General features: G+C 58.2%; 15 protein-coding genes and 8 pseudogenes. 9 read left to right on the top strand and 14 right to left on the bottom strand.

All coding sequences use genetic code 11. The features are described 5' to 3' along the window. The first annotated feature begins 41 nt into the window (after positions 1–41). From AU14_RS19830 to AU14_RS10260, 5 genes and pseudogenes are all read left to right on the top strand, one after another. Complete coding sequence (locus tag AU14_RS19830; RefSeq protein ID WP_201773467.1) at positions 42–1760, top strand: parallel beta-helix domain-containing protein; 1719 nt, start codon at positions 42–44, stop codon at positions 1758–1760. After that, positions 1757–2884 (top strand): hypothetical protein, encoded by a 1128-nt coding sequence (locus AU14_RS19825; protein WP_201773466.1) that lies wholly within the window; start codon positions 1757–1759, stop codon positions 2882–2884. Before AU14_RS19830 ends, AU14_RS19825 begins: the two co-directional genes overlap by 4 nt. Then, positions 2875–3051, top strand: a complete 177-nt coding sequence (locus AU14_RS19820; RefSeq protein WP_201773465.1) for a hypothetical protein — start codon at positions 2875–2877, stop codon at positions 3049–3051. Before AU14_RS19825 ends, AU14_RS19820 begins: the two co-directional genes overlap by 10 nt. A 113-nt stretch (positions 3052–3164) precedes the next feature. Next, positions 3165–5042 (top strand): putative nucleotidyltransferase substrate binding domain-containing protein, encoded by a 1878-nt coding sequence (locus tag AU14_RS10265; protein ID WP_041340667.1) that lies wholly within the window; start codon positions 3165–3167, stop codon positions 5040–5042. Further along, positions 5032–5756, top strand: a pseudogene (locus AU14_RS10260) (3'-5' exonuclease). Before AU14_RS10265 ends, AU14_RS10260 begins: the two are co-directional and overlap by 11 nt. Positions 5757–5792: 36 nt before the next feature. On the opposite strand, the pseudogene msrA reads toward AU14_RS10260, so the two are convergent. From msrA to AU14_RS10235, 5 genes and pseudogenes are all read right to left on the bottom strand, one after another. Further along, positions 5793–6982 (bottom strand): annotated as a pseudogene (gene msrA / locus AU14_RS23830) (peptide-methionine (S)-S-oxide reductase MsrA). Between the two features lie 95 nt (positions 6983–7077). Further along, positions 7078–8553: a sensor histidine kinase gene (locus AU14_RS10250; protein ID WP_041340666.1), complete on the bottom strand. Its 1476-nt coding sequence runs from the start codon at positions 8551–8553 to the stop codon at positions 7078–7080. Between the two features lie 3 nt (positions 8554–8556). Beyond that, positions 8557–9258, bottom strand: a complete 702-nt coding sequence (locus tag AU14_RS10245; RefSeq protein ID WP_041340664.1) for a response regulator transcription factor — start codon at positions 9256–9258, stop codon at positions 8557–8559. A 35-nt stretch (positions 9259–9293) separates the two neighbouring features. After that, the gene (locus AU14_RS10240; protein WP_041340663.1) at positions 9294–9581 is read right to left on the bottom strand and encodes a hypothetical protein; all 288 of its coding nucleotides are present in this window, start codon (positions 9579–9581) and stop codon (positions 9294–9296) included. Between the two features lie 194 nt (positions 9582–9775). Then, positions 9776–10752: pseudogene (locus tag AU14_RS10235) on the bottom strand (NAD(P)H-dependent flavin oxidoreductase). Positions 10753–10807: 55 nt separating this feature from the next. Here AU14_RS10235 and AU14_RS10230 point away from each other — a divergent pair. Further along, positions 10808–11389, top strand: coding sequence for a QsdR family transcriptional regulator (locus AU14_RS10230; protein WP_041340661.1), 582 nt, complete (start codon positions 10808–10810; stop codon positions 11387–11389). 123 nt (positions 11390–11512) lie between these two features. On the opposite strand, the pseudogene AU14_RS10225 reads toward AU14_RS10230, so the two are convergent. From AU14_RS10225 to AU14_RS10205, 5 genes and pseudogenes are all read right to left on the bottom strand, one after another. Then, positions 11513–12927: pseudogene (locus tag AU14_RS10225) on the bottom strand (aldehyde dehydrogenase family protein). Between the two features lie 39 nt (positions 12928–12966). Further along, a pseudogene (locus tag AU14_RS10220) lies at positions 12967–14150 on the bottom strand (acetyl-CoA C-acyltransferase). Positions 14151–14170: 20 nt separating this feature from the next. Continuing rightward, a complete protein-coding gene (locus AU14_RS10215; RefSeq protein WP_041340659.1) occupies positions 14171–16264 on the bottom strand; it encodes a 3-hydroxyacyl-CoA dehydrogenase NAD-binding domain-containing protein in 2094 nt (697 codons plus the stop codon). A 197-nt stretch (positions 16265–16461) separates the two neighbouring features. Beyond that, positions 16462–16782: pseudogene (locus AU14_RS10210) on the bottom strand (IclR family transcriptional regulator); the annotation flags it as partial. Next, positions 16781–16984 (bottom strand): annotated as a pseudogene (locus AU14_RS10205) (cupredoxin domain-containing protein); the annotation flags it as partial. The pseudogenes AU14_RS10205 and AU14_RS10210, both read right to left, overlap by 2 nt. Before the next feature lie 213 nt (positions 16985–17197). Here AU14_RS10205 and AU14_RS10200 point away from each other — a divergent pair. The 3 genes and pseudogenes from AU14_RS10200 to AU14_RS19065 form a co-directional block, all read left to right on the top strand. Next, positions 17198–17863, top strand: coding sequence for a response regulator transcription factor (locus AU14_RS10200; RefSeq protein WP_041340658.1), 666 nt, complete (start codon positions 17198–17200; stop codon positions 17861–17863). Next, positions 17850–19205 (top strand): ATP-binding protein, encoded by a 1356-nt coding sequence (locus tag AU14_RS10195; RefSeq protein ID WP_041340656.1) that lies wholly within the window; start codon positions 17850–17852, stop codon positions 19203–19205. The genes AU14_RS10200 and AU14_RS10195 overlap by 14 nt, the downstream gene beginning before the upstream one ends. 587 nt (positions 19206–19792) lie before the next feature. Next, a pseudogene (locus tag AU14_RS19065) lies at positions 19793–19975 on the top strand (NAD(P)/FAD-dependent oxidoreductase); the annotation flags it as partial. A 15-nt stretch (positions 19976–19990) separates the two neighbouring features. Here AU14_RS19065 and AU14_RS10190 read toward each other — a convergent pair. The 4 genes from AU14_RS10190 to AU14_RS10180 all read right to left on the bottom strand — a co-directional run bounded on the left by AU14_RS10190 (position 19991) and on the right by AU14_RS10180 (position 21994). Next, entirely contained in the window at positions 19991–20188 is a 198-nt protein-coding gene (locus AU14_RS10190; RefSeq protein WP_041340655.1) for a hypothetical protein, read from the bottom strand. A gap of 74 nt (positions 20189–20262) precedes the next feature. Further along, positions 20263–20898, bottom strand: coding sequence for a hypothetical protein (locus AU14_RS10185; RefSeq protein ID WP_148312733.1), 636 nt, complete (start codon positions 20896–20898; stop codon positions 20263–20265). 113 nt (positions 20899–21011) lie between these two features. After that, positions 21012–21137, bottom strand: a complete 126-nt coding sequence (locus AU14_RS22815; protein WP_269079030.1) for a hypothetical protein — start codon at positions 21135–21137, stop codon at positions 21012–21014. A 98-nt stretch (positions 21138–21235) separates the two neighbouring features. Beyond that, positions 21236–21994 carry a maleate cis-trans isomerase family protein gene (locus AU14_RS10180; RefSeq protein ID WP_041343857.1) on the bottom strand — a complete coding sequence of 253 codons (759 nt, stop codon included), beginning with the start codon at positions 21992–21994 and terminating at the stop codon, positions 21236–21238. Positions 21995–22009 lie beyond the last annotated feature (15 nt).

The raw sequence follows: 22009 nt of genomic DNA, 5'->3' as shown, positions 1-22009 counted from the left end.
GAAAACGCACCTCAGTGAATCGATTACCCGGAGACTTAAAAATGACAACAAGAAACCATTTGCGGCGCCACGTAACCGGAGTGCTGACCACAGTAGCTGCCAGCATGCTGCTGGCTGGCTGCCTTGGGGGTGGCGATTCGTCGTCTTCGAAAGCCCGGGAACCTGAAACCCGGGCGCCACAACCACCGACGTCGCCGCCGGAGTTCACAACGCCGAGCAATCCCTTCAGCGAGGGGCGGACGTTCTTTGTCGAATCCGGCCCGAATGCCACGCGTGAGATGGTCAGTGCCATGATCCAGCTACGCCCTGGCGACACGCTGGAATTCGACTGTGGCTTTATTGAACTGGCGCACGGTCTGCTGATTCAGGCCACCGAGGATGTGACGGTTAAAGGTTGTGGCAAGGACGAGACCGTACTGTCGTTCCGCGATAGCGACAACGTAACGGGCCTGGAAGCTCTGAATGTTCGCGGTATCACAGTACGCGACCTGACCATTGCCGACTCCCCCGGCGACGCGTTCAAGCTCAAAGGCGTCAAATGGGGCACCCTGCTCAACGTTCGGGCCTACTGGTCCGGTGGTGGAGAGCCAGTCACCGCCACCAACTATACGGAGCGACTAAAGGTCGCCTGCACCCAGCCACCCATGAACTCGGGCGACCCGACCCCTGACTACGTGCCCAGCTCAGCCAGTGGTCGTTACGGCATTTATCCTGTGGAATCGGAAAACATCCTGGTGGACAACGCCGAGTCGGTGGGCGCCTCCGACGCCGGCATCTACGTTGGCCAGACCAACACCACAATTATTCGTAACAGCCGTGCGGTCTACAACGTCATGGGCTTCGAGATTGAGAACGTTCAGGGCGGCGAGTACGACAGCAATCTGGCGGAATGCAACACCGGCGGCTTCCTGATCTACGATCTGGAGAACATCACCCAGTACGGCGACACCTCGGTGATGCTCAACAACGTTGCCCGCAACAACAATACTTACAACTTTGCCCACAGCGGACTAGTGTCAGCAGTTCCCCGTGGCACCGGCTTCCTGACTCTCGGATATGACAACATTGAGATCGTTAACAACACATTCGAGGATCACAGCACCGCCGCGATCATTTATGCCAGCTATGAACTGATCGACGGCAAAGGCAAGACCACCGATAAAAAGCTCGACCCCTACACCGAAGGCCTTCATATTCATGGCAACGTCATGCGCAATTCCGGCTACGATCTGCCGCCGCCCAATTACGAGAAGGTGTTGCTGGAGGGCCAGGTTGAAAGCGTGCTGCCGACCCTGATCGGACTGAAAAACATCACCAACCCTGGCAAGGGCGCCCACATTGTCTGGGACGGCCTGCTGGATGAGCTAGATGAGAACTGCCCCTTCCCGGAGGACGCCGATGGCAACCCGGTGCCCCAGGACAGCAATGGCAAACCGATCCATACTAATGAGCACCCTAACCCCTCCTGCCACTACAACGCCTACAAATTCGATAGCCAGGCCAACCGGAAACAGCCGCAATGGGGCTCCTGCTTCCACAGCAACGACTATGAGGGAAAGGGCCAACCCTACCTGAATTTCCACGGCACCCAGGGCCTGGAACTAGCGCTGGCCGCAGCCGAACAGGACACCAGTATTCTTAGCCTGGAAGGCCTGCAGTCGGTATTGGCCGGGCTGGACGGCGCCATTGGCGACACCGACGCTCGGTGCACGATTGCCAAACTCAATATGGCAAACTGCTACCACCGCTACCGCGAGTGACCATTCCACCGTTCGAACGCAGCGGGGCCGTGGACCCGGCGCCGAGCGAGGCGGAAATTGCCCGACTGTGCGATCAGCCAGTTCACTCCGGACGGGTGAACTGGGGCGCTATGGCCGTCAACTGCCCACGGCTGGACCAGTACAACCTGTTCGCTGACCCCGAGGATCCCCGCAGCACACCGAATGGCAACGGCGTACCCTACGTCCTGAACAGCAAGCTGTTCTCCGATTATGCCACCAAGTACCGGGTGGCCTTCCTACCACCGGGCACCAGGGCGGTGTACCGAGATGGCCAGGATGGCAACAATCTGAATGGCACCATCCATTTCCCCAATGGCACGGTGCTTGCCAAAACCTTTGCCTTCACCGATGAGGGCGAGGGCACCGAAGAGCTGGTCGAAACCCGATTATTGATTAAGCGAACCAGCTCGACCGGCGGCGCTTTCTGGGATGGACTGACCTACATCTGGGACACCGACAGCAATGGCCAAGCCGTGACACGGCTAGCCCCCGAGGGTGGCACCCGGGCTGTCACCTGGCACTACCAGGATGACGTCTCCGGTGAGCTACTGACGGGATCGACCCCAGCTTACGCCATCCCCAATGCCAACCAGTGCATCACGTGCCACAGCAACGACGACCAGGAGGCCGGATCTGCGCCGATCGGTCCCAAACCTCGCAACATGAACCGTGCCTATGCCCCCGAGTCCTCGTTCATGGGAACCCGCGGCCAAGGCGGTTTCCCCCAGGTCAATCAGCTTCAATACTGGGTGGACCAGGGTTTGCTGACCAACGCTCCGGACCCGGTACTGGACGGCAAGGGCGTGGCCACCAATATCGAACGGCTGCCACACTGGAACCTGCCGGGTGACAGTGGCGCAACAGCCGGTTCCAACGAAGATGTCGAAGCGCGCTTGCGGGCTTATCTGGAAGTGAACTGCCAGCACTGCCACAACGATCGCGGTGCGGCCTCGAACACCGGCTATTACCTGGATCATTTCAGGGAAGTGGACGCCAGTTACGGCATCTGCAAAAAGCCAACGGCCACCGGCGGCGGCTCGTGCGGGCGTCAGCACATTGTCGTGCCGGGCAATGCAGGCAGCTCAATCGTCGAATGCCGCTAGCCAGTGACAATGATCCACAACGGCGCATGCCGCCCATTGCCCGCAGCGTTGCCCACGAGGAAGGCGTGGAACTTCTACGCCAATGGATCAACAACGTCGTCGACAGTGATTACAGCAACGGCAATGCCTGCGGCAATGGCAGCATCTTTCAGTCACTCCAGGACTGATCCCTCAATCCCGCCGGAGGCCGCGTTTGCGGCCTCCGCCTTTCTGCTCTCTGCAAGACCCTGCTATATTCCTGTTCTTACAATAACTTTCTACACACCGAGCAGGGAGTGTTATGCAGGCCGAGCTGATAGACATCCGCAACCACATGGCCAACTACCCGCCGTTTGATGAAATACCGGAGGAACTACTCGACCGGGTGGTGGGCACCATCGAGGTGGAGTATTTTCGCGCTGGTACCAGCATCCTCGAGTTTGGCAAGGCCAACCACTGGCTGTATTACATTCGCAGCGGTGCAGTCGAAATCTACCGGCGCTCCGGAGAGCTGTATAACCGTATCGGCGAGGGTGAGATGTTCGGCCAGTTCGGCCTTTTGATGCATCAGAAGGTACGTTTCCCGGCCAAAGCCCTGGAAGACACCCTGATCTATCGGTTTCCTGAGGAAATCTTTCGTCTTCTATTCGAAAATGACGACAACTTCGCCGATTTTGTCGAAGTTGAGGACAACTCCCGGCTTCGATCGGCACTCTCCCGCCGCGAGAAGTCGAATGAGCTGATGACCTCCAAGGTCACCCGACTGATCACCCGGGAGCCGGTATCGGCGCCCTGCACGGTTCGCCTGCAGGAAGCCGCCCGGATCATGACCGACCAAGGCGTCTCGGCGTTGCTGCTGATGGATGAGAACAAAGGGCACACCGACCTGAAAGGCATCATCACCGACCGGGATCTGCGGACGCGGGCACTGTCCGAAGCCCTACCCTCGGAAACTCCCATCTGCGACATCATGTCGGAAGATCTGATTACCATTCGAGACAACGCCTTTATCTTCGAAGCCATGCTAACCATGCTGCACAACAACGTGCACCACCTGCCGGTGATGGACAAACACGAGGTTCGCGGTGTGATTGCGCTGTCGGACATCGTCAAGTACGAGAGCCAGAGCAGTCTCTATCTGGTCAGCAACATCTATCACCAGCAAGATGTTCGGGGCCTGCAGAAAATCAGCCGGGACGTGCGCGACAGCTTTGTCCGCATGGTGAACGAAGACGCCAACTCCCATATGATCGGCAGTGCCATGGCCGGCATCGGCCGCAGCTTTACCCAACGGCTGCTGGAATTGGGCGAGGAGAAACTGGGTCCACCGCCGGTTCCCTACTGCTTCATGGCACTGGGCTCCATGGCCCGGGACGAGCAGCTGGTGGTCACTGACCAGGATAACGCGATGATCCTGGACGACAGCTTCAACCCCAATGAGCACGATGAGTACTTCCTGGCGCTGGCCAAGTTCGTCAGTGACGGCCTGGCCGAATGCGGCTACACCTATTGCACCGGCGACATCATGGCCACCAACCAGAAATGGCGCCAGCCACTGAATGTCTGGAAGGGCTACTTCACCGACTGGATCGAGAACCCTAAGGCCGAAGCCCTGCTGAACAGCAACATCTTCTTCGATCTGGACGGGATCTACGGTAAAACCGATTTCGCCGAAGACCTGAAGACCCTGGTGGCGGAAAAGGCCAGCAACAGTCAGCGCTTCCTCACCATGATGGCCCGCAATGCCCTGAACCGGACGCCGCCGATCGGCTTCTTCCGAAGCTTCGTCCTGGAAGAAGATGGCCAGCAGCGCAAGAGTTTCAACCTGAAACGCCGGGGTACCGCGCCGCTGTCAGATCTTATCCGGGTGCACGCCTTGGCCTGCGGGTCGCGGGCCCAGAACTCGTTCGAACGCCTGCGGGCTATCGGCAACACCAAGCTGCTGCTTGATGATGATCTGGGTAACTTGCGGGATGCGCTGGAGTTCATAGCTATTGTCCGGATCCGGCACCAGGCCATAGCCATCGAGGAAGGCCAGGATCCCGACAACAACGTGCATCCGGAAGATCTGTCGCCATTCGAGCGCAGCCACCTCAAAGACGCATTCCAGGTAGTCAGCAATGCCCAGAAATTCCTGCGTTTCCGCTACAACGCCGGGGTGGGACGCAATGTCCCGTAAAGCCGCCGTGGTCTCCACCCAAACCCCCGACTGGTCCGAGCGCTTTGGCGCCTTGGCCGGCGAAGCCCGGCACCCGCTGCTCAAGGAGTATTACGAGGCCGGCTGCATTGCCCCGGACACGCCCATCAGCGACGTGCCGATGGTCGCCATGGATTTTGAAACCACCGGCCTGAACCCGGACCAGCACTCCATCGTCAGTGTCGGGCTGGTGCCCTTTACCTTGAAGGGGATCCAGCTCGGAGCCGGCCGGCACTGGGTGGTTCGGCCGCGCCTGCCACTGCACCAGACCTCCATCGAAATTCACGGCATCACCCATGCCGACATCGCCAAAGCACCAGACCTGGAAGACATCATGGAGCCGATGTTTGAAATGCTCCGGGGCCGGATTCCGGTGGTGCACTATCGCAGTATTGAGCGCGGATTCCTGGACGTTGCCTGAGATGGCGGTTGGGGGAAGGCATAGAGTTTCCAGTGCTGGACACCATGGCCATTGAGGCGCACCTGCATCCGAACCGGCGCCCGACCCGATGGCAGCAATTCCGGGGCCAGAAGCCGGTGTCGATCAGGCTGGCCGACAGCCGCATTCGCTACGGCCTGCCCCATTACGCTGCACACAATGCCCTGATCGACGCTATCGCTACGGCCGAGCTGTTGCAGGCACAGATCTATCATCACTTCGGCCCAGAGGCCCCGGTCCGGGACCTCTGGTTATAGCAGTCGGATTCGACTGCGGTCGTTGGTTGTGGAAGGTTAGCTGCGCTGACCACCGGTGACGTCATCGATGTACTCGGCGTAGCCCCGAGCTTCCATCTCCTCCAGCGGGATGAATTCCATCGCCGCCGAGTTCATGCAGTAGCGCAGACCGGTCGGCGCCGGGCCATCGTTGAATACGTGGCCCAGGTGCGAATCGGCATAGCGGCTGCGAATCTCGATCCGGGTCATGAAGAATGAGTTGTCTTCACGCTCCACTACAACACCCGGTTCGATGGGCTTGGTAAAGCTGGGCCAGCCCGTGCCGGACTTGTACTTGTCCCGGGATGAAAACAGCGGCTCGCCCGATACAACATCCACGTACAGGCCGGGTTTCTTGTTGTCCCAGTAGCGGTTGTTGAAAGCAGGTTCGGTGCCGTCTTCCTGGGAAATTTCAAACTCCATGTCGCTCAGCCGCTGCTTCAACACCTCCCGATCCGGCTTCACGAAGCTCTGGGCGTCAAAACCGACGCCGGGTTCGGCGTTGGACGTCTTTTTCATTCCGCCAGGCTGGTACTGGGAGAAGTCCAGCTCGTAGTCCTCGCCATAGACCTTCTCGATGAACTGATAGCGACCGGAATTGAAGGTGTAGAAGTTGTACCTCACCGGATTCTTCTTGTAGTAATCCTGGTGGTACTTCTCAGCGGTGTAGAACTCGGTGAACGGCACAATCTCGATCACCACCGGTTTGTCGTACACGCCAGAGGCCTGCAACTCAGCCTTGGCCGCTTCTGCCAGGCGCTTCTGTTTGGCGTCGTGGTAGAAGATGGCGGGACGATACTGCTGACCCCGGTCAACAAACTGACCATTGGCATCGGTCGGATCCATCATCCGCCATAGCCCGGCCAGCAGGCTTCGTAGGTAATCTGGTCCGGGTCGTAGTAGACCTGCACGGCTTCGGTATGACCAGTCTGTCCGGACGCTACCTGCTTGTAACTGGGGTTGGGCTCTTCACCACCGGCGTAACCGGAGACCGCCTCAACCACACCGGGAATTTTCTCGTAACCGGATTCCACGCACCAGAAACAGCCGCCCGCAAAGGTGGCAACCGCCAGATCCGGATTATTGGGCGCGAACTCGGTGTCTTTTTCGGCCCGCGTCTCGGCACTGGCATGGGTTAGGGACAGCGCAAGCGTACCTGCGGCGCCCAATAACAGCGCAGTGGCCATGCCTATGAATTTGCCTTTCATACTTTGTCTCCTGTGACTGGTTTACTGACTCCAGCCTAACGTGGTGCCTTCACAAAACCTTCTGGTGTTTCTTACGAATTTATAACGACACAGGTTTATTTTCCGGGCAGCCAGACCTGAAACTCAGCCCCGGCAGACGCGCCGTTTTGCACCGATAGCTGGCCTTTTTGCAGTTGCGCCATGCGCTGGGCAATGGCCAGACCCAGCCCTGCATGGCCAGTGCGGGCGGCATTGGCAGCCTGGTAGAAGGGTTCGAACAATTGAGCCAGGTCATCTTCGTTGATGCCCGGGCCGGCGTCCGCCACGGTGACACGAGCGCCGCCATCTGCACCCTGCACTGCCAGGGTCACCTGACTGTCGGCGGGCGAGTGGCTGACGGCATTACTGATCAGGTTATCGAGAATGCGCTCGGTCATGGCAATGTCCGCCCGCACCATTATCGGATCGGCGGCTGAAATGCTCAGGGCCACACCTGCACGCTCCGCTTCGGGCTGATGTTTCTGCACCACATCGTGCACCAGCTCGGCGACCAGGAAAGGCTCCGGCACCGGCTGTTTTTCCCGGGCCTCCAGTGCCGCCAGCTCAAATAGCTCATCCACCAGTCGGCCCAGGCGATGAGTCTCCGCGAGCGCGACCTTCAGGAATCGACCGCGCTCAGTCGGGCTGAGATCGTCCTGCTTCATCTGCAAAGCTTCGAGATAACCCTGAATGGAGGCCAGAGGCGTCCGCAGATCGTGGGACACCTGCGCCACCAGTTGCCGGCGCTGATGGTCCTTGTCCTTGAGCAGATCAAGCTGGCTGGCAATGCGCCGGGCCATCTGCTCAAACTGTGCCGCCAAGTAATCAATATCATCGCCCTGCTCCGGCAAGCGCTCAGCCTCGGGGTCAGCTTGGCCGTCACCTGCCTCAAAGCGCTCCACTCTCTCGGTCAGCCGCGACAAGCGCCGGGTCAGCAGACGGAAAAACACCAAGCCCGCCAGCAGGCCCACAAACAGGCTCACGGCCAGCGCACCCGCGCCCATCTGCAGCAGCCGTTCGCTGTGTACCATGCTCTCGGCGGCGTCATACTCCTCTCCGCGCAACACCACATAAAGGTAGCCGGTCGGATTGGCGTTGGTGGGCACCGGCGTGACCGAAAACACTTTGCGCCGGTCATGGCTTCGTGGATCGTCGCCCGGCAGAGGGTAAGCGCCTGGATCTTCGAGCAGAGTCTGGATCGGGGCCAGGGAAACCCGATTGCGTTTGATTTTGTCAGGGTCTGCCGAGTAGGACAGGATATTGCCCTGCCGGTCCAGCAGGTAAATCTCGATGCTCGGATTGATGGTCATGTACAACCCGAACAGTTCCTTGAGCGCGGTCCGGTTGAGCTCGCCGTCGGTGACCAGGTTGCGGTCGGCGACCAGATTGCTGGCCAGATCGCGATTGAGCTCCTGATAGACGGCACCGGTGTATTCCCGCACAGAGTAGAGGCTGAGCATGGTGAACAGGCCACCAACAATCACCAGCAGCAGGAACAGGCCCAGGCCCAGGGCCAGCCGGGCATAGAGAGTACGAAATAACGATGGCGCCATGGTTCAGTCCATAAACCGGTAACCGACACCCCAAACCGTCTGGACGTACCGGGGCGCGGCCGGGTCGGTCTCGATCTTGTTGCGGAGCCGGTTGATGTGGGTATTAACGGTGTGTTCGTAGCCTTCGTGGTTATAACCCCAGACCGCATCAAGCAGCTGGGCCCGGCTAAACACCCGGCCTCGATGGCAGGCAAAGTGCCAGAGCAGGTCGAACTCCCGGGCGGTCAGATCCACTTCCCGGTCGTCCACAAAGACCCGGCGCCGAACCGGATCCACCCGCAGGCCGTCGACCGCCACCTGCTCGGCCTCCGGCGACGGTTCCGGCTTGGCCGACAGGGCATCAATCCGACGAAACAGGGCTTTAATCCGCGCCGCCAGTTCGGCCACGCTGAAGGGTTTGGTCAGGTAGTCATCGGCACCCATTTCCAGCCCGAGCACCCGGTCCAGCTCACTGCTCTTGGCGGTCAGCATCAGCACCGGTACATAGCCCGCACTGGAGCGAATACCCCGGCAGACCCCAAGCCCGTCCAGGCCCGGCAGCATCAGATCCAGGATAACCAGATCAATTCCGCCCTGATTAAAACGCTCGAGGCCATCGTCACCGCGATCGACAAGAATGGCGTCCATGCCCAGGTCGGTGACCTGCATACGCACCAGCTCGCCGATTCCGGGGTTGTCCTCAATGATCAGTACGGTTCGTGTCATGGTTCCCTGGCTCTGATCCCGTCCTCGGAGAATAGTTACTCCATGGTGTCCTTATCGCCCATGGTTTCTTCTTCCATCGACATGTGGTCCATGTCCTTTTCCATGGTGTCGTCCATGCCCTTGGCATCCATGGCGTCGTCTTTCATACCGTGCCCCATGTCATCTGCCATGTCATCCTTTTCCATGCTCTTCTCAGACATGCCCTGCTCCATGGCGTCATCGCTCATCATGCCATCGTCGTGCTTCATTTCGTCGCCAGCGACAGCAAACAGCGCAAACAAACTCAGGCCAGTTACGGCCAGCATTCGGGTCAGGTTTCGCATTGTGATCTCTCCTTGTGATTCGTCAGTCGGCGCCGGCACGGCGTGCTGGCACAACTGGGAGAATGGCAGGTACCGCTCACGGCAGGATCACACGCGCTTAAAGAGTGTATAGCGGAAATATCACAAAACCTTCACGCCGCGTGGGAGGTAGCGGGCGTGATGGGGTTTAGAAAGGGGCTGAATCTTGTCCAGCGTTAGGCCAGGAATCCCGTCAGGCGCTTACGAACGATTTCCTCGGCGTCGGCCATGATCCGGCTAATCAGCTCTTCACAGCTGGGAATGTCGTGAATCAGGCCGGCCACCATACCGCAACTCCAGGCTGCCTCGTCCATCTTGCCCTCCTGCAGCACCAGCCGGCCCTTTACACCGGTCACCAGGTGGCGGATGTCGTCGATGGTTTCGGCCTCACCCTTTTCTTTTTCAATCCGGATAATTTCCTCAACCGCGGCGTTCTTCATCACCCGCTCGGTGTTGCGCAGATTACGCATGATCAGCTTGGTCTGTAGTTCGTCGGCTTCGACAATGGCCTGTTTGACGTTGTGTGAATCGGGGCATCCTTGGTCGCCAGAAAGCGAGTACCCATGTTCATTCCCTCGGCACCCAATGCCATGGCCGCGACCAGGCTGCGGCCGTCAGCCATGCCACCGGAAGCCACAAACGGAATGGTCAGTTCCTCGGCCGCCCGGGGCAGCAGGATGAAGTTGGGAATGTCGTCCTCGCCCGGGTGGCCGCCACACTCAAAGCCATCAACACTGACGGCATCACAACCAATACGCTCGGCCTTGAGGGCATGGCGCACCGAGGTGCACTTGTGAATAACCTTGATGCCTGCCGCTTTGAGCTGGGGCATGTACTGTTCCGGGCTACGGCCGGCGGTTTCCACCGCCTTGACGCCACCGGCGATGATGGCGTCAATATACTCCGGATACGGCGGAGTATTGAATGACGGCAGGAATGTCAGGTTGACGCCAAAGGGCTGGTCGGTCATTTCGTGGCAGCGGGCGATTTCCCGGGCCAGATCTTCAGGTGTCGGCTGGGTCAGGCCGGTGATGATTCCCAGACCGCCGGCATTGGACACGGCAGAAGCCAGTTCGGCATAGCCCACATGGTGCATACCACCCTGGATAATCGGGTAGCGCATGCCGAACATTTCAGTGATTCTGGTCTTCATAGCGGCTTTCCTTTTTTGTGTTTAGAATGGCTGCAAATCACCACATGAGGTTTCAGTGACCGAGCAAACACCAACCCGAGCAACACCGGCGGACGCTCTGAAGCGGGCCCGGCGCATGTGGCTCAAGGGCGAACGCATCCACCTAGCCGCCCTCTCGGACGAGCTCAGCATTGGTCGGGCCACCCTGTTTCGCTGGGTGGGCAACAAGGACCTGCTGATCGGTGACGTTCTCTGGTCGCTGTACGATCCCCTGCGCCAGGAGGCACTCAGAGCCACCCCCGGCTCCGGGATCGACTATGTGGTGGGTGTCTATCGGCACATCAACTCCACCGTGCTGCACTTCGGGCCCCTGCGGCAGTTCATACACCAGGATCCGGAGTACGCGCTGAAAATTCTTACCTCGTCCCAGTCCACCTTGCGCAGCCGTACCGTCGAGGCCAACACCCGGCTATTGAAAGACCAGGTGGCTCGGGGCCAGATCACGCCGCCGATGAACATCGAAAGCCTGTCTTACTTCATGATCCGGCTGGCCGAGTCTTGCCTATACAGCGACATCCTCGGGGGTCGAGAGCCTCGGGATGAGGAGCTGGAGGATGCGTGTACTGCCGTTCGCATCCTTCTTGGTGGTAAAGCCTGAGATAGGAGTCTGGCACCCGCGGCGCGGTATCTTTTCTTCTGGGAAAAATAACTCGCTGCGCTCAGACATCTTTTTCCCGGCAGAAAAGGCACCCCACCCCGGGTGCCGAGCATACTTCTTCGGTTACAGCTGAAGTGATCGCACTTCCAGGAATTCTTCCAGGCCCCATTTGCCGAATTCGCGGCCGAGGCCGGAGTGACCGAAGCCACCGAACGGTGCCTGGGGGTTGAACGCGCCACCATTAACGAAGACCTGGCCGGTGCGTAGTTTTCCGGCTACCCGCTTGGCGTTGTCCTGGTCTGCCGACCAGACCGCTCCGGACAGGCCGTAGGCGGTGCCGTTGGCAATACGGATGGCCTCGGCTTCGTCGGTGTAGGGAATGATGCTCAGTACCGGGCCGAAGATTTCTTCCTGGGCGATGCGACTGTCCGGTTTGACGTTGCCAAACACCGTGGCCTGCACGAAGTAGCCCTGATCACAGCCTTGCGGCGCGTCTGGACCGCCGGCCACCAGGGTGGCGCCTTCTTCGATACCCAGTTTGATGAAATCCATCACCTTGTCGCGCTGTTGCGCGGAGGCCAGCGGCCCAAGGCGGGTGGTTTCTTCCAGCGGATTACCCGGTGTCATCTTGGCCACCGCGGCGGCCGCCAGTTCACAGGCTTCGTCATGCCGATCCTCTGGCACCAGCAGGCGGGTTAACGCGGTGCAGGTTTGCCCGGAGTTGAGCAGGCAGTTGTTGACCGTACCCTTCACGGCAGCCGCCAAGTCGGCGTCCGGCAGCACCACCGAGGCGGACTTGCCGCCCATTTCCAGGGCAAAGCGTTTGAAATCTTCCGCGGCGGCGTGAGCAATCCGGCTACCGGTGCGGGTGGAGCCGGTGAACGACACCATGCGCACATCCGGATGGTTGATCAGGGTATCTCCCACCGTCTCGCCAAGACCACACACCAGGTTGAAAACGCCCTTAGGCAGATCGGTGCCATCGAGAATCTCCGCCAGAATGTAAGCGCTCTGGGGAGCAATTTCGGACGGTTTCAGCACCACTGTGCAACCGGCGGCGATGGCCGGCACGATTTTCAGGATGACCTGGTGCAACGGGTAGTTCCACGGCGTAATACAGCCACCACACCCACCGGCGCATACTGCACTTCCGAATTCTTCACCTGCTCGGTAAAGGCAAAGTCCGGCAGCAGTTTCAGGTAGCTCTTGGTGATGGTGGCGGGCAGCCCGGCCTGAATGCCGGTGGCCAGCTTGATGGGCATGCCCACTTCCCGGCAGATGGTTTCGGCGATCTCGTCACTGCGGGCGGTCAGGCCTTCGTGCAGCTGTTCCAGCACTTTCAGGCGCTGCTCCAGCGTGCTTTCTGACCAGGTTTCAAAGGCGTCGTGGGCGGCGGCGATGGCCTGTTCCATAACCGCACGGTTAGACGCTGGCACCTTGGCAATCACCTCGCCGGTGGCGGCTTCGTGGACATCCAGGGTGTCACCACGCCAATCAACCCACTGTCCGTTGATGTAGTTCCTGCTCAGATCATTCATGCCTTTGCTCCTGACTTACCCGCCATAATGAGGTTGCGCTTACACCACTTCGAACAGTCCCGCTGCGCCCTGGCCACCGCCAACGCACATGGTCACGACCACATACTTGGCGCCGCGGCGCTTGCCTTCAATCAGGCGTGGCCGGTCAACCGGGAGCCGGTAACCCCATAGGGATGACCCACTGCAATGGAGCCGCCGTTCACGTTGAGCTTTTCCATGGGAATGCCAAGGCGATCCCGGCAGTACACCACCTGAGACGCAAATGCCTCGTTCAGTTCCCACAGATCGATATCGTCCATGGTCAGACCATTACGCGCCAACAAACGCGGAATCGCAAACACCGGTCCGATACCCATTTCATCCGGCTCACAACCGGCCACGGCAAAGCCGCGGAAGATGCCCATGGGCTCGATGTTGTTCTTCTCGGCATAGGTGCTGTTCATCACCGTACATACGGACGCACCGTCAGACAGCTGGCTGGCGTTGCCGGCGGTGACAAACTGACCCTCGCCCCGAACCGGTTCCAGGCCCTGCAAGCCTTCAAGGGTAGTATTCGGGCGATTGCACTCGTCCCGGTTCAGGGTGACGTCGCGCTCACTGATCTCGCCGGTTTCCTTGTTCTTCACCAGCATGGTGGCGTCGAACGGCACGATCTCATCATCAAACCGGCCCGCTTCCTGGGCCGCGGCCGTGCGCTGCTGGGAAATCAGTGCGTATTCGTCCTGGGACGCGCGGCTGACCTGGTAACGTTGCGCCACGATATCCGCCGTTTCAATCATCGCCATGTACAGCTCAGGCTTGTGCTTCATCAGCCACTCGTTGCGGGCATGAAAGCTGTTCAGCTTGTCGTTCTGCACCAGAGAGATGGACTCCACACCACCGGCGACCATGGCCGGCACTTTCTCCGACACGACGCGCTGGGCGGCGATGGCGATGGACTGGAGCCCGGAACTGCAGAACCGGTTGATCGACAGGCCTGCCGTGGTTGCCGGCAATCCGGCCCGAAGGGCCGCGAGGCGAGCGATGTTCTTGCCCTGGGCGCCTTCGTGGAAGGTAGCGCCTAGGATCACGTCCTCAACGATATCCGGGTCAATCCCGGCACGCGCAACCGCGTGCTGGATCACATGTCCGGCCAGGTCAACACTGTGGGTGTTGTTCAGGGCGCCCCGGTAGGACTTGCCCAGACCGGTGCGCGCGGTGGAAACAATAACTGCATCAGACATTTCAGATAGCCTCAGTTCGTTCAGAGATCAGCGAAGGATTTGCCTTCCGCCACCAGACGCTTGAGCAGAGCCGAAGGCTTCCACTGATCACCGCCGATGTCGTCGTGGTACTTTTCCACCGCGTTCAGGATGGTATCCAGGCCCAACTGATCGGCCCAGAACATGGGGCCGCCCCGGTAGGCCGGGAAGCCGTAACCGAAGATCCACACCACATCGATGTCCAGCGCCCGGTCGGCGACGCCCTCTTCCAGAATCTTCGCACCTTCGTTGATCATCACGAACATGCAGCGCTCGAGGATTTCCTGATCGGTGATGTCGCGCGGCGAAATGCCCTGTTCCTTACGGAAGTCGGCAATGATGGCGTCGACAGCCGGATCAGGGATCGGCTTGCGGCTACCTTCCTCGTAGCGATAAACACCGGCCATGGTCTTCTGGCCGAGGCGGTCCTGTTCGGCGAGCTTGTCCATCCAGCTCAGGGGCACATCCTCACCGGAGTTGCGGCGTTCCTGGCGGATGCGATAACCCACGTCGATGCCAGCCAGATCCGACATGGCAAACTGGCCCATGGGGTAGCCCAGGTCAGTCAGCACCTTGTCCACCTGCTGCGGTGTAGCACCCTCGTTGACCAAAGCCATGGCTTCGGCACCGCGCTTGTGCAGCATACGGTTGCCAACAAAGCCGTAGCAGTTGCCAACCAGCACACCCACTTTTTTGATTTTCTTGGCCACCGCCATCACTGTGGCCTTAACCTCATCCGAGGTCTTGCTGCCACGCACATTCTCCAGCAGCTTCATCACGTTGGCCGGGCTGAAGAAGTGCATGCCAACGACATCTTCCGGGCGCTTCGTGGCCGAGGCGATCTCATCGATATCCAGGGTGGAAGTGTTTGATGCCAGGATGGCGCCGGGCTTACACACGGCGTCCAGCTGGCCAAAGATTTCCTTCTTGATGGCCATGTTCTCGAACACCGCCTCAATGACCAGATCGACGTCCTTGAAGGCGTCGTAGCTGAGGCTACCGCTGATCAGGGCCATGCGCTCTTCCACCTGCTCGGTGGTGATGCGGCCTTTCTTCGCGGAGTTCTCGTAATTCTTGCGGATGATCGCAAAGCCCTTGTCCAGAGCTTCCTGCTTCACTTCCACGATGGTGACGGGGATGCCGACATTGGCGAAATTCATGGCAATGCCACCGCCCATGGTACCGGCCCCGATGATGCCGACACTGTTAACGTCGCGCAACGGAGTGTCTTTGGCCAGACCCTTCACCTTGGATACTTCACGCTCGGCGAAGAAAGAGTGGATCAGTCCGCCGCGCTGGGGCGAATCCATGCACTGGACAAACAGTTCACGCTCCCGCTTCATGCCTTCATCAAACGGCAGGGTGACCGCGGCTTCCACCGCATCCACGCACTTGAACGGCGAGAACAGACCACGGGCCTTTTTCTCCAGCTGAGCGCGGAACTCATCAAATACGTCACTGCCCTGATCGGCGGCGATCTTGTCGGTCAGGTCACGGACCCGACGCACCGGCTTGCCTTCATCGGCAATGCTGTTGGCAAAGGCCAGGCCGGCGGATTTGATGTCGTCACCCTCATCAACGGTATCAACAATACCCAGTTTCAGGGCCTCAGGGGCACCGACAAACTCACCAGTAGTGATCATTTCCAGGGCCTTGCGGGCACCGGTCAGACGCGGCAGGCGCTGGGTGCCACCGGCACCGGGCAGCAGGCCCAATTTCACTTCGGGCAGGCCGACCTTGGCGCTGCTCAGGGCAATCCGGTAATGACAGCCCAGGGCTGTTTCCAGACCGCCACCGAGGGCGGTGCCATGAATGGCGGCGACCACAGGCTTGTCACTGTTCTCGAAAACATTCATGACTTCAGGCAGCGATGGCTCCTGAATGGGCTTGCCAAACTCGCGAATATCCGCACCGGCAATAAAGGTACGACCTTCACACACCAGCAACAGCACCTTGGCCTCGGAATCCTTCAGCCCTTGCTCAAGCGCGGCCAACAGGCCGGAACGAACCGCATGGCCCAGGGCATTCACCGGTGGATAGTCCACAGTAATGACGCCAACGGTGCCTTCACGGTTATAAGTTACGACCTCAGACATAATCTCTCCTCGCCTAATATGGAATATAGTTTTAACAAGCGAAACTTGAGTACGATTTAATAGTAGATCTTGCGGGGTTTCAACCATCAATTAAAGACCAGGCACAAAAAAACCGCAGAGTTTCCTCTGCGGTTTTGGCGCTGGCCTACTGGGCCGGGCCATTCACGGGGGTGCTTGCAGCTCTATGGCTGCAGCGATTACACGCCCAGAGATTCGATATCGCCGGCCAACATGGCCAGCTGGTGAGCGATGGACCCACGCAGCTTCTCACCGGACACCAGGTACGAGGGCGCGGCGCAGGTCAGCGCCATAATGGTGCCGTCCTGCAGGTGAATGGGCACGCCGGCCGAGTTGATGTTGCGATCCCACTCGCCCAGGGAGAGACAGAAGCCATGCTTCTCATAATCTTCCCGGGCGCGCTCGAGCCCCTCTTTCTTCTCAAGCCAGCCCTCAGCTCCGTATTTCGCTTCCATGGCATCGTCGATAACATGACGCGCCTTATCGGTGATGGCGCAGTAGAGTTTCACCAGGCTCCACGCTGATTTCTTCGGGCTCATAATAGTTGTCGTACATTTCGACGGTGATGGTGCGAGAGGCCTCCGAGGCTTTACCCGGTTCGCCGCTGCTGGCGCCATGGCCACCGCCATGAGCACCGGCGGCGAGGGTCACGGCCGACATCGACATGGCAGCGGCTGCAACAATCAACTTGGATGCGTTCATCTTTTCTTCTCCATTGTTAAAGGGGGCCGGAAGCCCGGCGTCGGTTAGCTCTGAACAAAGAGCAATGCCAAAATACGAATCACACCATCGCGCATTAACCTGAACTCTTGCTGAAAATATCGAATTAATTCGTCGTTCAGGCTGAATTCAGGTTGATCGGTGACACTCGTTGCACACTTGGCCCAAAGTCTGGCTCAAAGAAGGAACGCCCTGATGCGATTACTGCTTGTTGAAGATGACCGTTTGCTGGCTGACGGATTAAGTGGTCAGCTTGAAAAGGCGGGGTTCAGCGTTGATACCACCTTTACCGCCAAAGAAGCTGCGATTCTGGGCAAGCAGGAGGATTATCGAGCTATTGTTCTTGATCTTGGTTTACCTGATGGCAATGGGTTAGACGTTTTAAGGAAATGGAGAACCCATCAAATTGGCTGCCCGGTGCTTATCCTGACTGCGAGGGGCGACTGGCATGACAAGGTGCAAGGCTTAAAAGCTGGAGCGGATGACTACCTTGCAAAGCCCTTTCAAACCGAAGAACTAATAGCCCGGCTTAACGCCATTGTGCGCCGAAGCGAAGGTCGCATTCATTCAATGGTCAAAGCCGGACGCTTCGAATTGGATGAGAATCGTCAAAGCCTGAGATCCGAGGATGGCACGGAGTACAGCCTCACCGGCACGGAATTTCGCCTACTGCGCTGCCTGATGAGCCGTCCCGGCCATGTGTTCTCGAAAGAGCAGCTAATGGAGCAGTTGTACAACCTGAACGACAGCCCGAATGAAAACATCATCGAAGCCTACATTCGCAGATTGCGAAAACTGGTTGGCAACGACACCATTGCAACCCGTCGCGGCCAGGGGTATCTGTTCAATGACGCTGTTTAGCAAGCCCAAATCCGTCAAAGGCACGTTGCTTATATTGCTACTGCCAGCCGGCATTGCATTAATGGGGCTTGCATGGCTGGTTCACGGCCTCTTACTGGACCGGATGTCCCGGGAATTCGTCGAGACACGTCTCAAGGATGAGGTCGCCTTTCTGGAGCACCAGATTCGCGAGTCTGGTGGTCAATTGGACAGTCTCAAGACCGGTGACTATTTTCAGGAAGTCTTTCATCACGCCTTCGCCATTCACTCTCCGTCCATGACTATCATTTCCCCGGATTCCTGGGCACCGGTGTTAATGTCGTTGATTGAATCAGCGAAGGATGGAACCGTTCGTATTCAGGATGCGGGTACAGTCGAAGGCCCAAAGAGCATTCTTGCGTATCGAAAGTCGTTCCAGATAGGCAATACGCCGATTGTAGTGATCGTGTCCGAGGATCTCGGCGCACTAAAACGCAGTCAGACGGAGTTGCACGCGTGGACGGCCATCGTCTCTATTTTGCTAATTCTGCTCTTGGTCGTTGCGATCTGGTTTGGTATCAATTTGTCCATGCGCCCAGTCGTCGAACTGAAGGCCACGCTAAAGCGACTTCAAGATGGCAAGGTTTCCCGGATTCATGTCCAGGCGCCCGAGGAGTTTCGACCGCTGGTCCAGCAGCTCAACCAATTACTCGACTCACTCGACCAGCGACTGGAACGGTCAAGGGATGCGCTCGCGAATCTCTCTCACAGCGTCAAGACCCCGATTGCGGCCGTCCGACAGGTTCTTGAGGACACCAGCCGTCCACTCTCCAACGATCTCCGCCTTCAGATGACCGCGAGACTCAATGATATCGACAAACAGCTTGAAGCCGAGATGCGCCGAAGTCGCTTTGCAGGACCACAGGTTGGAAAAAGCGCTTACCCTCTGAAACAGGCGCGGGACCTACTTTGGATGCTGGGGCGGCTATACCCGGAAAAGTCCTTTGAACTGTCGAGTTCTCTGCCGGAGGAAGCCCGCTGGCCAATTGAGCAACACGACCTGAATGAGATCATGGGCAATCTCCTGGACAACGCAGGCAAATGGTCAGAACGATGTGTAGAGCTGTCACTCGTTCAGAATTCCGGAACACTGAAGATCTGCGTGACAGACGATGGGCCAGGCGTCCACGAGGCAGAAATCAGCAAGCTGGGTCAACGGGGATTGCGGCTGGACGAGCAGACCCCAGGCCATGGCCTTGGGCTGGCGATTGTTCGAGAAATTGTCGAACGCTACAGTGGAACCCTCCACTTCTCACCTGCTCCGAAAAGTGGGTTGTCCGTGATAGTTGACCTTCCCAGGGCGGTGCCGGTGATCAATCGTTGACCCGGCCACTTGGTATGTGGTTAAGCGATCACATGTGGATAGTGTTTGTATAAAAACTTTCCTCACAGTAGTGCCTTTTTCAAGCCAGATTCAGCTTCGTCTGTCGTTATAGCGGGTCGCTTGAAGTCCGATCTCTTAGCTAATTTTGGACTTACCCCGATACACGTGACAACCCCGTTCCTCAAAGCGAGGCCTTCAGACTTCAAGCTGAATGTTCGCTTTGCGACCAATCCAAATCTTCGCGTCAGTTAAAAGCAGACCCAGATTTGGACCCGAAACTAAAGGTAGTGCAAATAATGACCATTCCCCGAAATCAAACCGTTGAAGCGCGTAGACCAGCTAACGATTTCCAATTCGAATATTACGATGTGTACAAATCCCCCCCATTTTTCGTCCACATAGTTGACGTGCCAACGTGTATGCATATTAATTTTCGAAACTACCTCAACAGCGCCTAAAAATCAGCATCTTAACTAGGATATACACACGGCATGCGGAAACTGTATGGCAGCACCCAATGAAATGCACAGATTGGTTTGCGGCCAACCTCCATGGGAGAAAATTGACAACATTAGGAATGTGTTCGGAAAACCGCGGAAGTAACCCTCGGCGGCGTAGATACCCGGCAGCTGTCGTCAAAGAATATGTCGGTGTTGGAACGCCCAAACCTGTACTTCATCGGTGAGGTGGTGGACGTGACCGGCCACCTGGGTGGGCATAATTTTCAGTGGGCCTGGGCGTCTGGTGTGGCGGCGGGCAATGACGCTTAACGCCCCAAGGAATGATTAAGGCTGATACCGAAGGGTTTGGATTGGCGCCTGCCCATCCAGCAACAGCGCACGTTGGCGCTCTACCTCGCGGGCGAATTCCGCACTAATCACATCATCGTCTTCTAGATTCGCACGCGCGTCAGCCAGGGCCTGATCAAGATGGGTCAGCGCCTGCGACAGATCGTAGTCGGACAGCAGGTTATCCAGCAGCACCAGCCAGGGCGCGGATTTTCCGGGGCCGGCCTGCTCGATACGGGTTCGATAAGCCGAGCGGTTCGGCCCGGAGATCAGGCATAGTCGTACAGCATTTCGGCCGCCGAAAACATCAGGTCCGGCTCACACGGCCCGGACAGATAACGGTCCATGGCCTGCTCAAGGTGCCCACTCATACCGCCCATTCCGTTGTTACCTTCCAGGCCACGCCGGCCATAGCCGTCGGCGATAACCTCGGGCATGGTGCACAGGAAATAATTGCCCGCGAAGTAAGCGCTGGTCTCGCCATCCACGGCTCTATAAGGCCGCTCGGGCAACTGGGAGCGCTCAAGGAACTGAGGGTAAAGACGGGCAGCTTGTTCGTAGAGGCCTTCGGCCTCAACCAGACTGGCATCACCGGCCACCACAACCTCTACGGTATCCGACAACCGGTTGAAGTAATCCCCCCACAGTCGGAACTCCGGTGCTGTCTCCGGGCCTGCCTTTACCAACCTCAGAAAATCGTCAGAGACGGAGCTTAATTGCTGAGCCTGGCGGGCGTAGGCATCCTGATCAGCAGGCACGCCAGCGGAGCTCAGTTCCGACAGTGCTCCCTCGATTTGCTCAAATCGATCGGCGTAGGCGGGACTGACCGCCACAGTGCCGGCGGCTTTGGTTCCGACCGTTGGTGGGGGCAGCGACAGAGACTGGCAACCGGTCACTAACAACACCAGAACCACCGAAAGTGCTTTCCAAAGCGCTCTCGGTGGTTCTGGCAATGACCCTCGATGGTGCTCATCAGCACAGCGAATCGTGCCGGAGCGACGACTGGAGGCGGCGCCTATCACGCCGCTTTTTTGAGTTTTTTCTTCAAACGTTTCACTTTGCTCTCTTGCTTGGCAATCTTTGCCTTGCGAGCTTTCAATTCTTTCTTGATGCTGGCAACTTTCTTGGACGCTTTATTGGCCATGATTCAGGTTCCTCATTGGGTTACTGACCAATAACACTATACACAATTTTTCAGTAACCCAATCGGGCCAAGCCCGCGCCCGACCCAATGAGAATCCCTCAGTTGCAGTAACTTCCGTCCAGCAGCCTGCCCGCATCGGGCACCAGAGGCTTTAGCCCCAAAGACTTAAGTATTTGGTAGGTGGTGCAGGTCGCCGCTGACACCACTGGCAGCCCCAGTGCATCTTCTACTGCCTGGATTGATGCAAGCGATGGCATTTGTACACAAGCCGACAACACCACCGCATCGGCATTGGTTAGATCCAGCCGCTTAACAATGTCCCTGAGCAGCAAAGGATCACGACGGCCAACCTCAAGGTTGTCGGGGATTTCGAGAGCGATGCTGTCAACCACCTGAATACCTTCAGCCTCAATGTAATCAATCACCATCTGGGTCAGTGGTTTCATGTACGGCGTTATGATTGCAACGCGCTTTGCACCCAAGACACCAAGGCCGTCAGTAAGCGCTCCCGCGCTACTGACAATGGGAGTCGGATGGCCGTTATCCCGGGTGACACCGTGCAGTCGAGCCTGCGAATCACGATGGTACCCCGCGCCCCGGCTCATGATGGCTACCAGACAGGCATAGCCCATAACATCCACAGCGGCATCCGACAGCTCCAGAGCGCAGCGGTCTGATTCATCATCCATAGCCGCAAGTTCTTCCCTGGTCACCTTTTTCATGCGCATCCGGCTGGAATGGAAGGTGAACCTTTCCGGCTCCACTGCTTCACGCGCTCTGAGCATGGCGGGAATCTCAGTTTCCATGGTGGTGTTGGAACTGGGCACAATCTGGCCGATTCGAAAACTTCTGGTCATGGCGCTTTCTCCCAT

Origin of the sequence: Marinobacter similis (genome assembly GCF_000830985.1) — a bacterium.
In the GTDB taxonomy this organism is placed as follows: domain Bacteria; phylum Pseudomonadota; class Gammaproteobacteria; order Pseudomonadales; family Oleiphilaceae; genus Marinobacter; species Marinobacter similis.
This window is presented reverse-complemented; position numbering and strand designations above follow the sequence as displayed.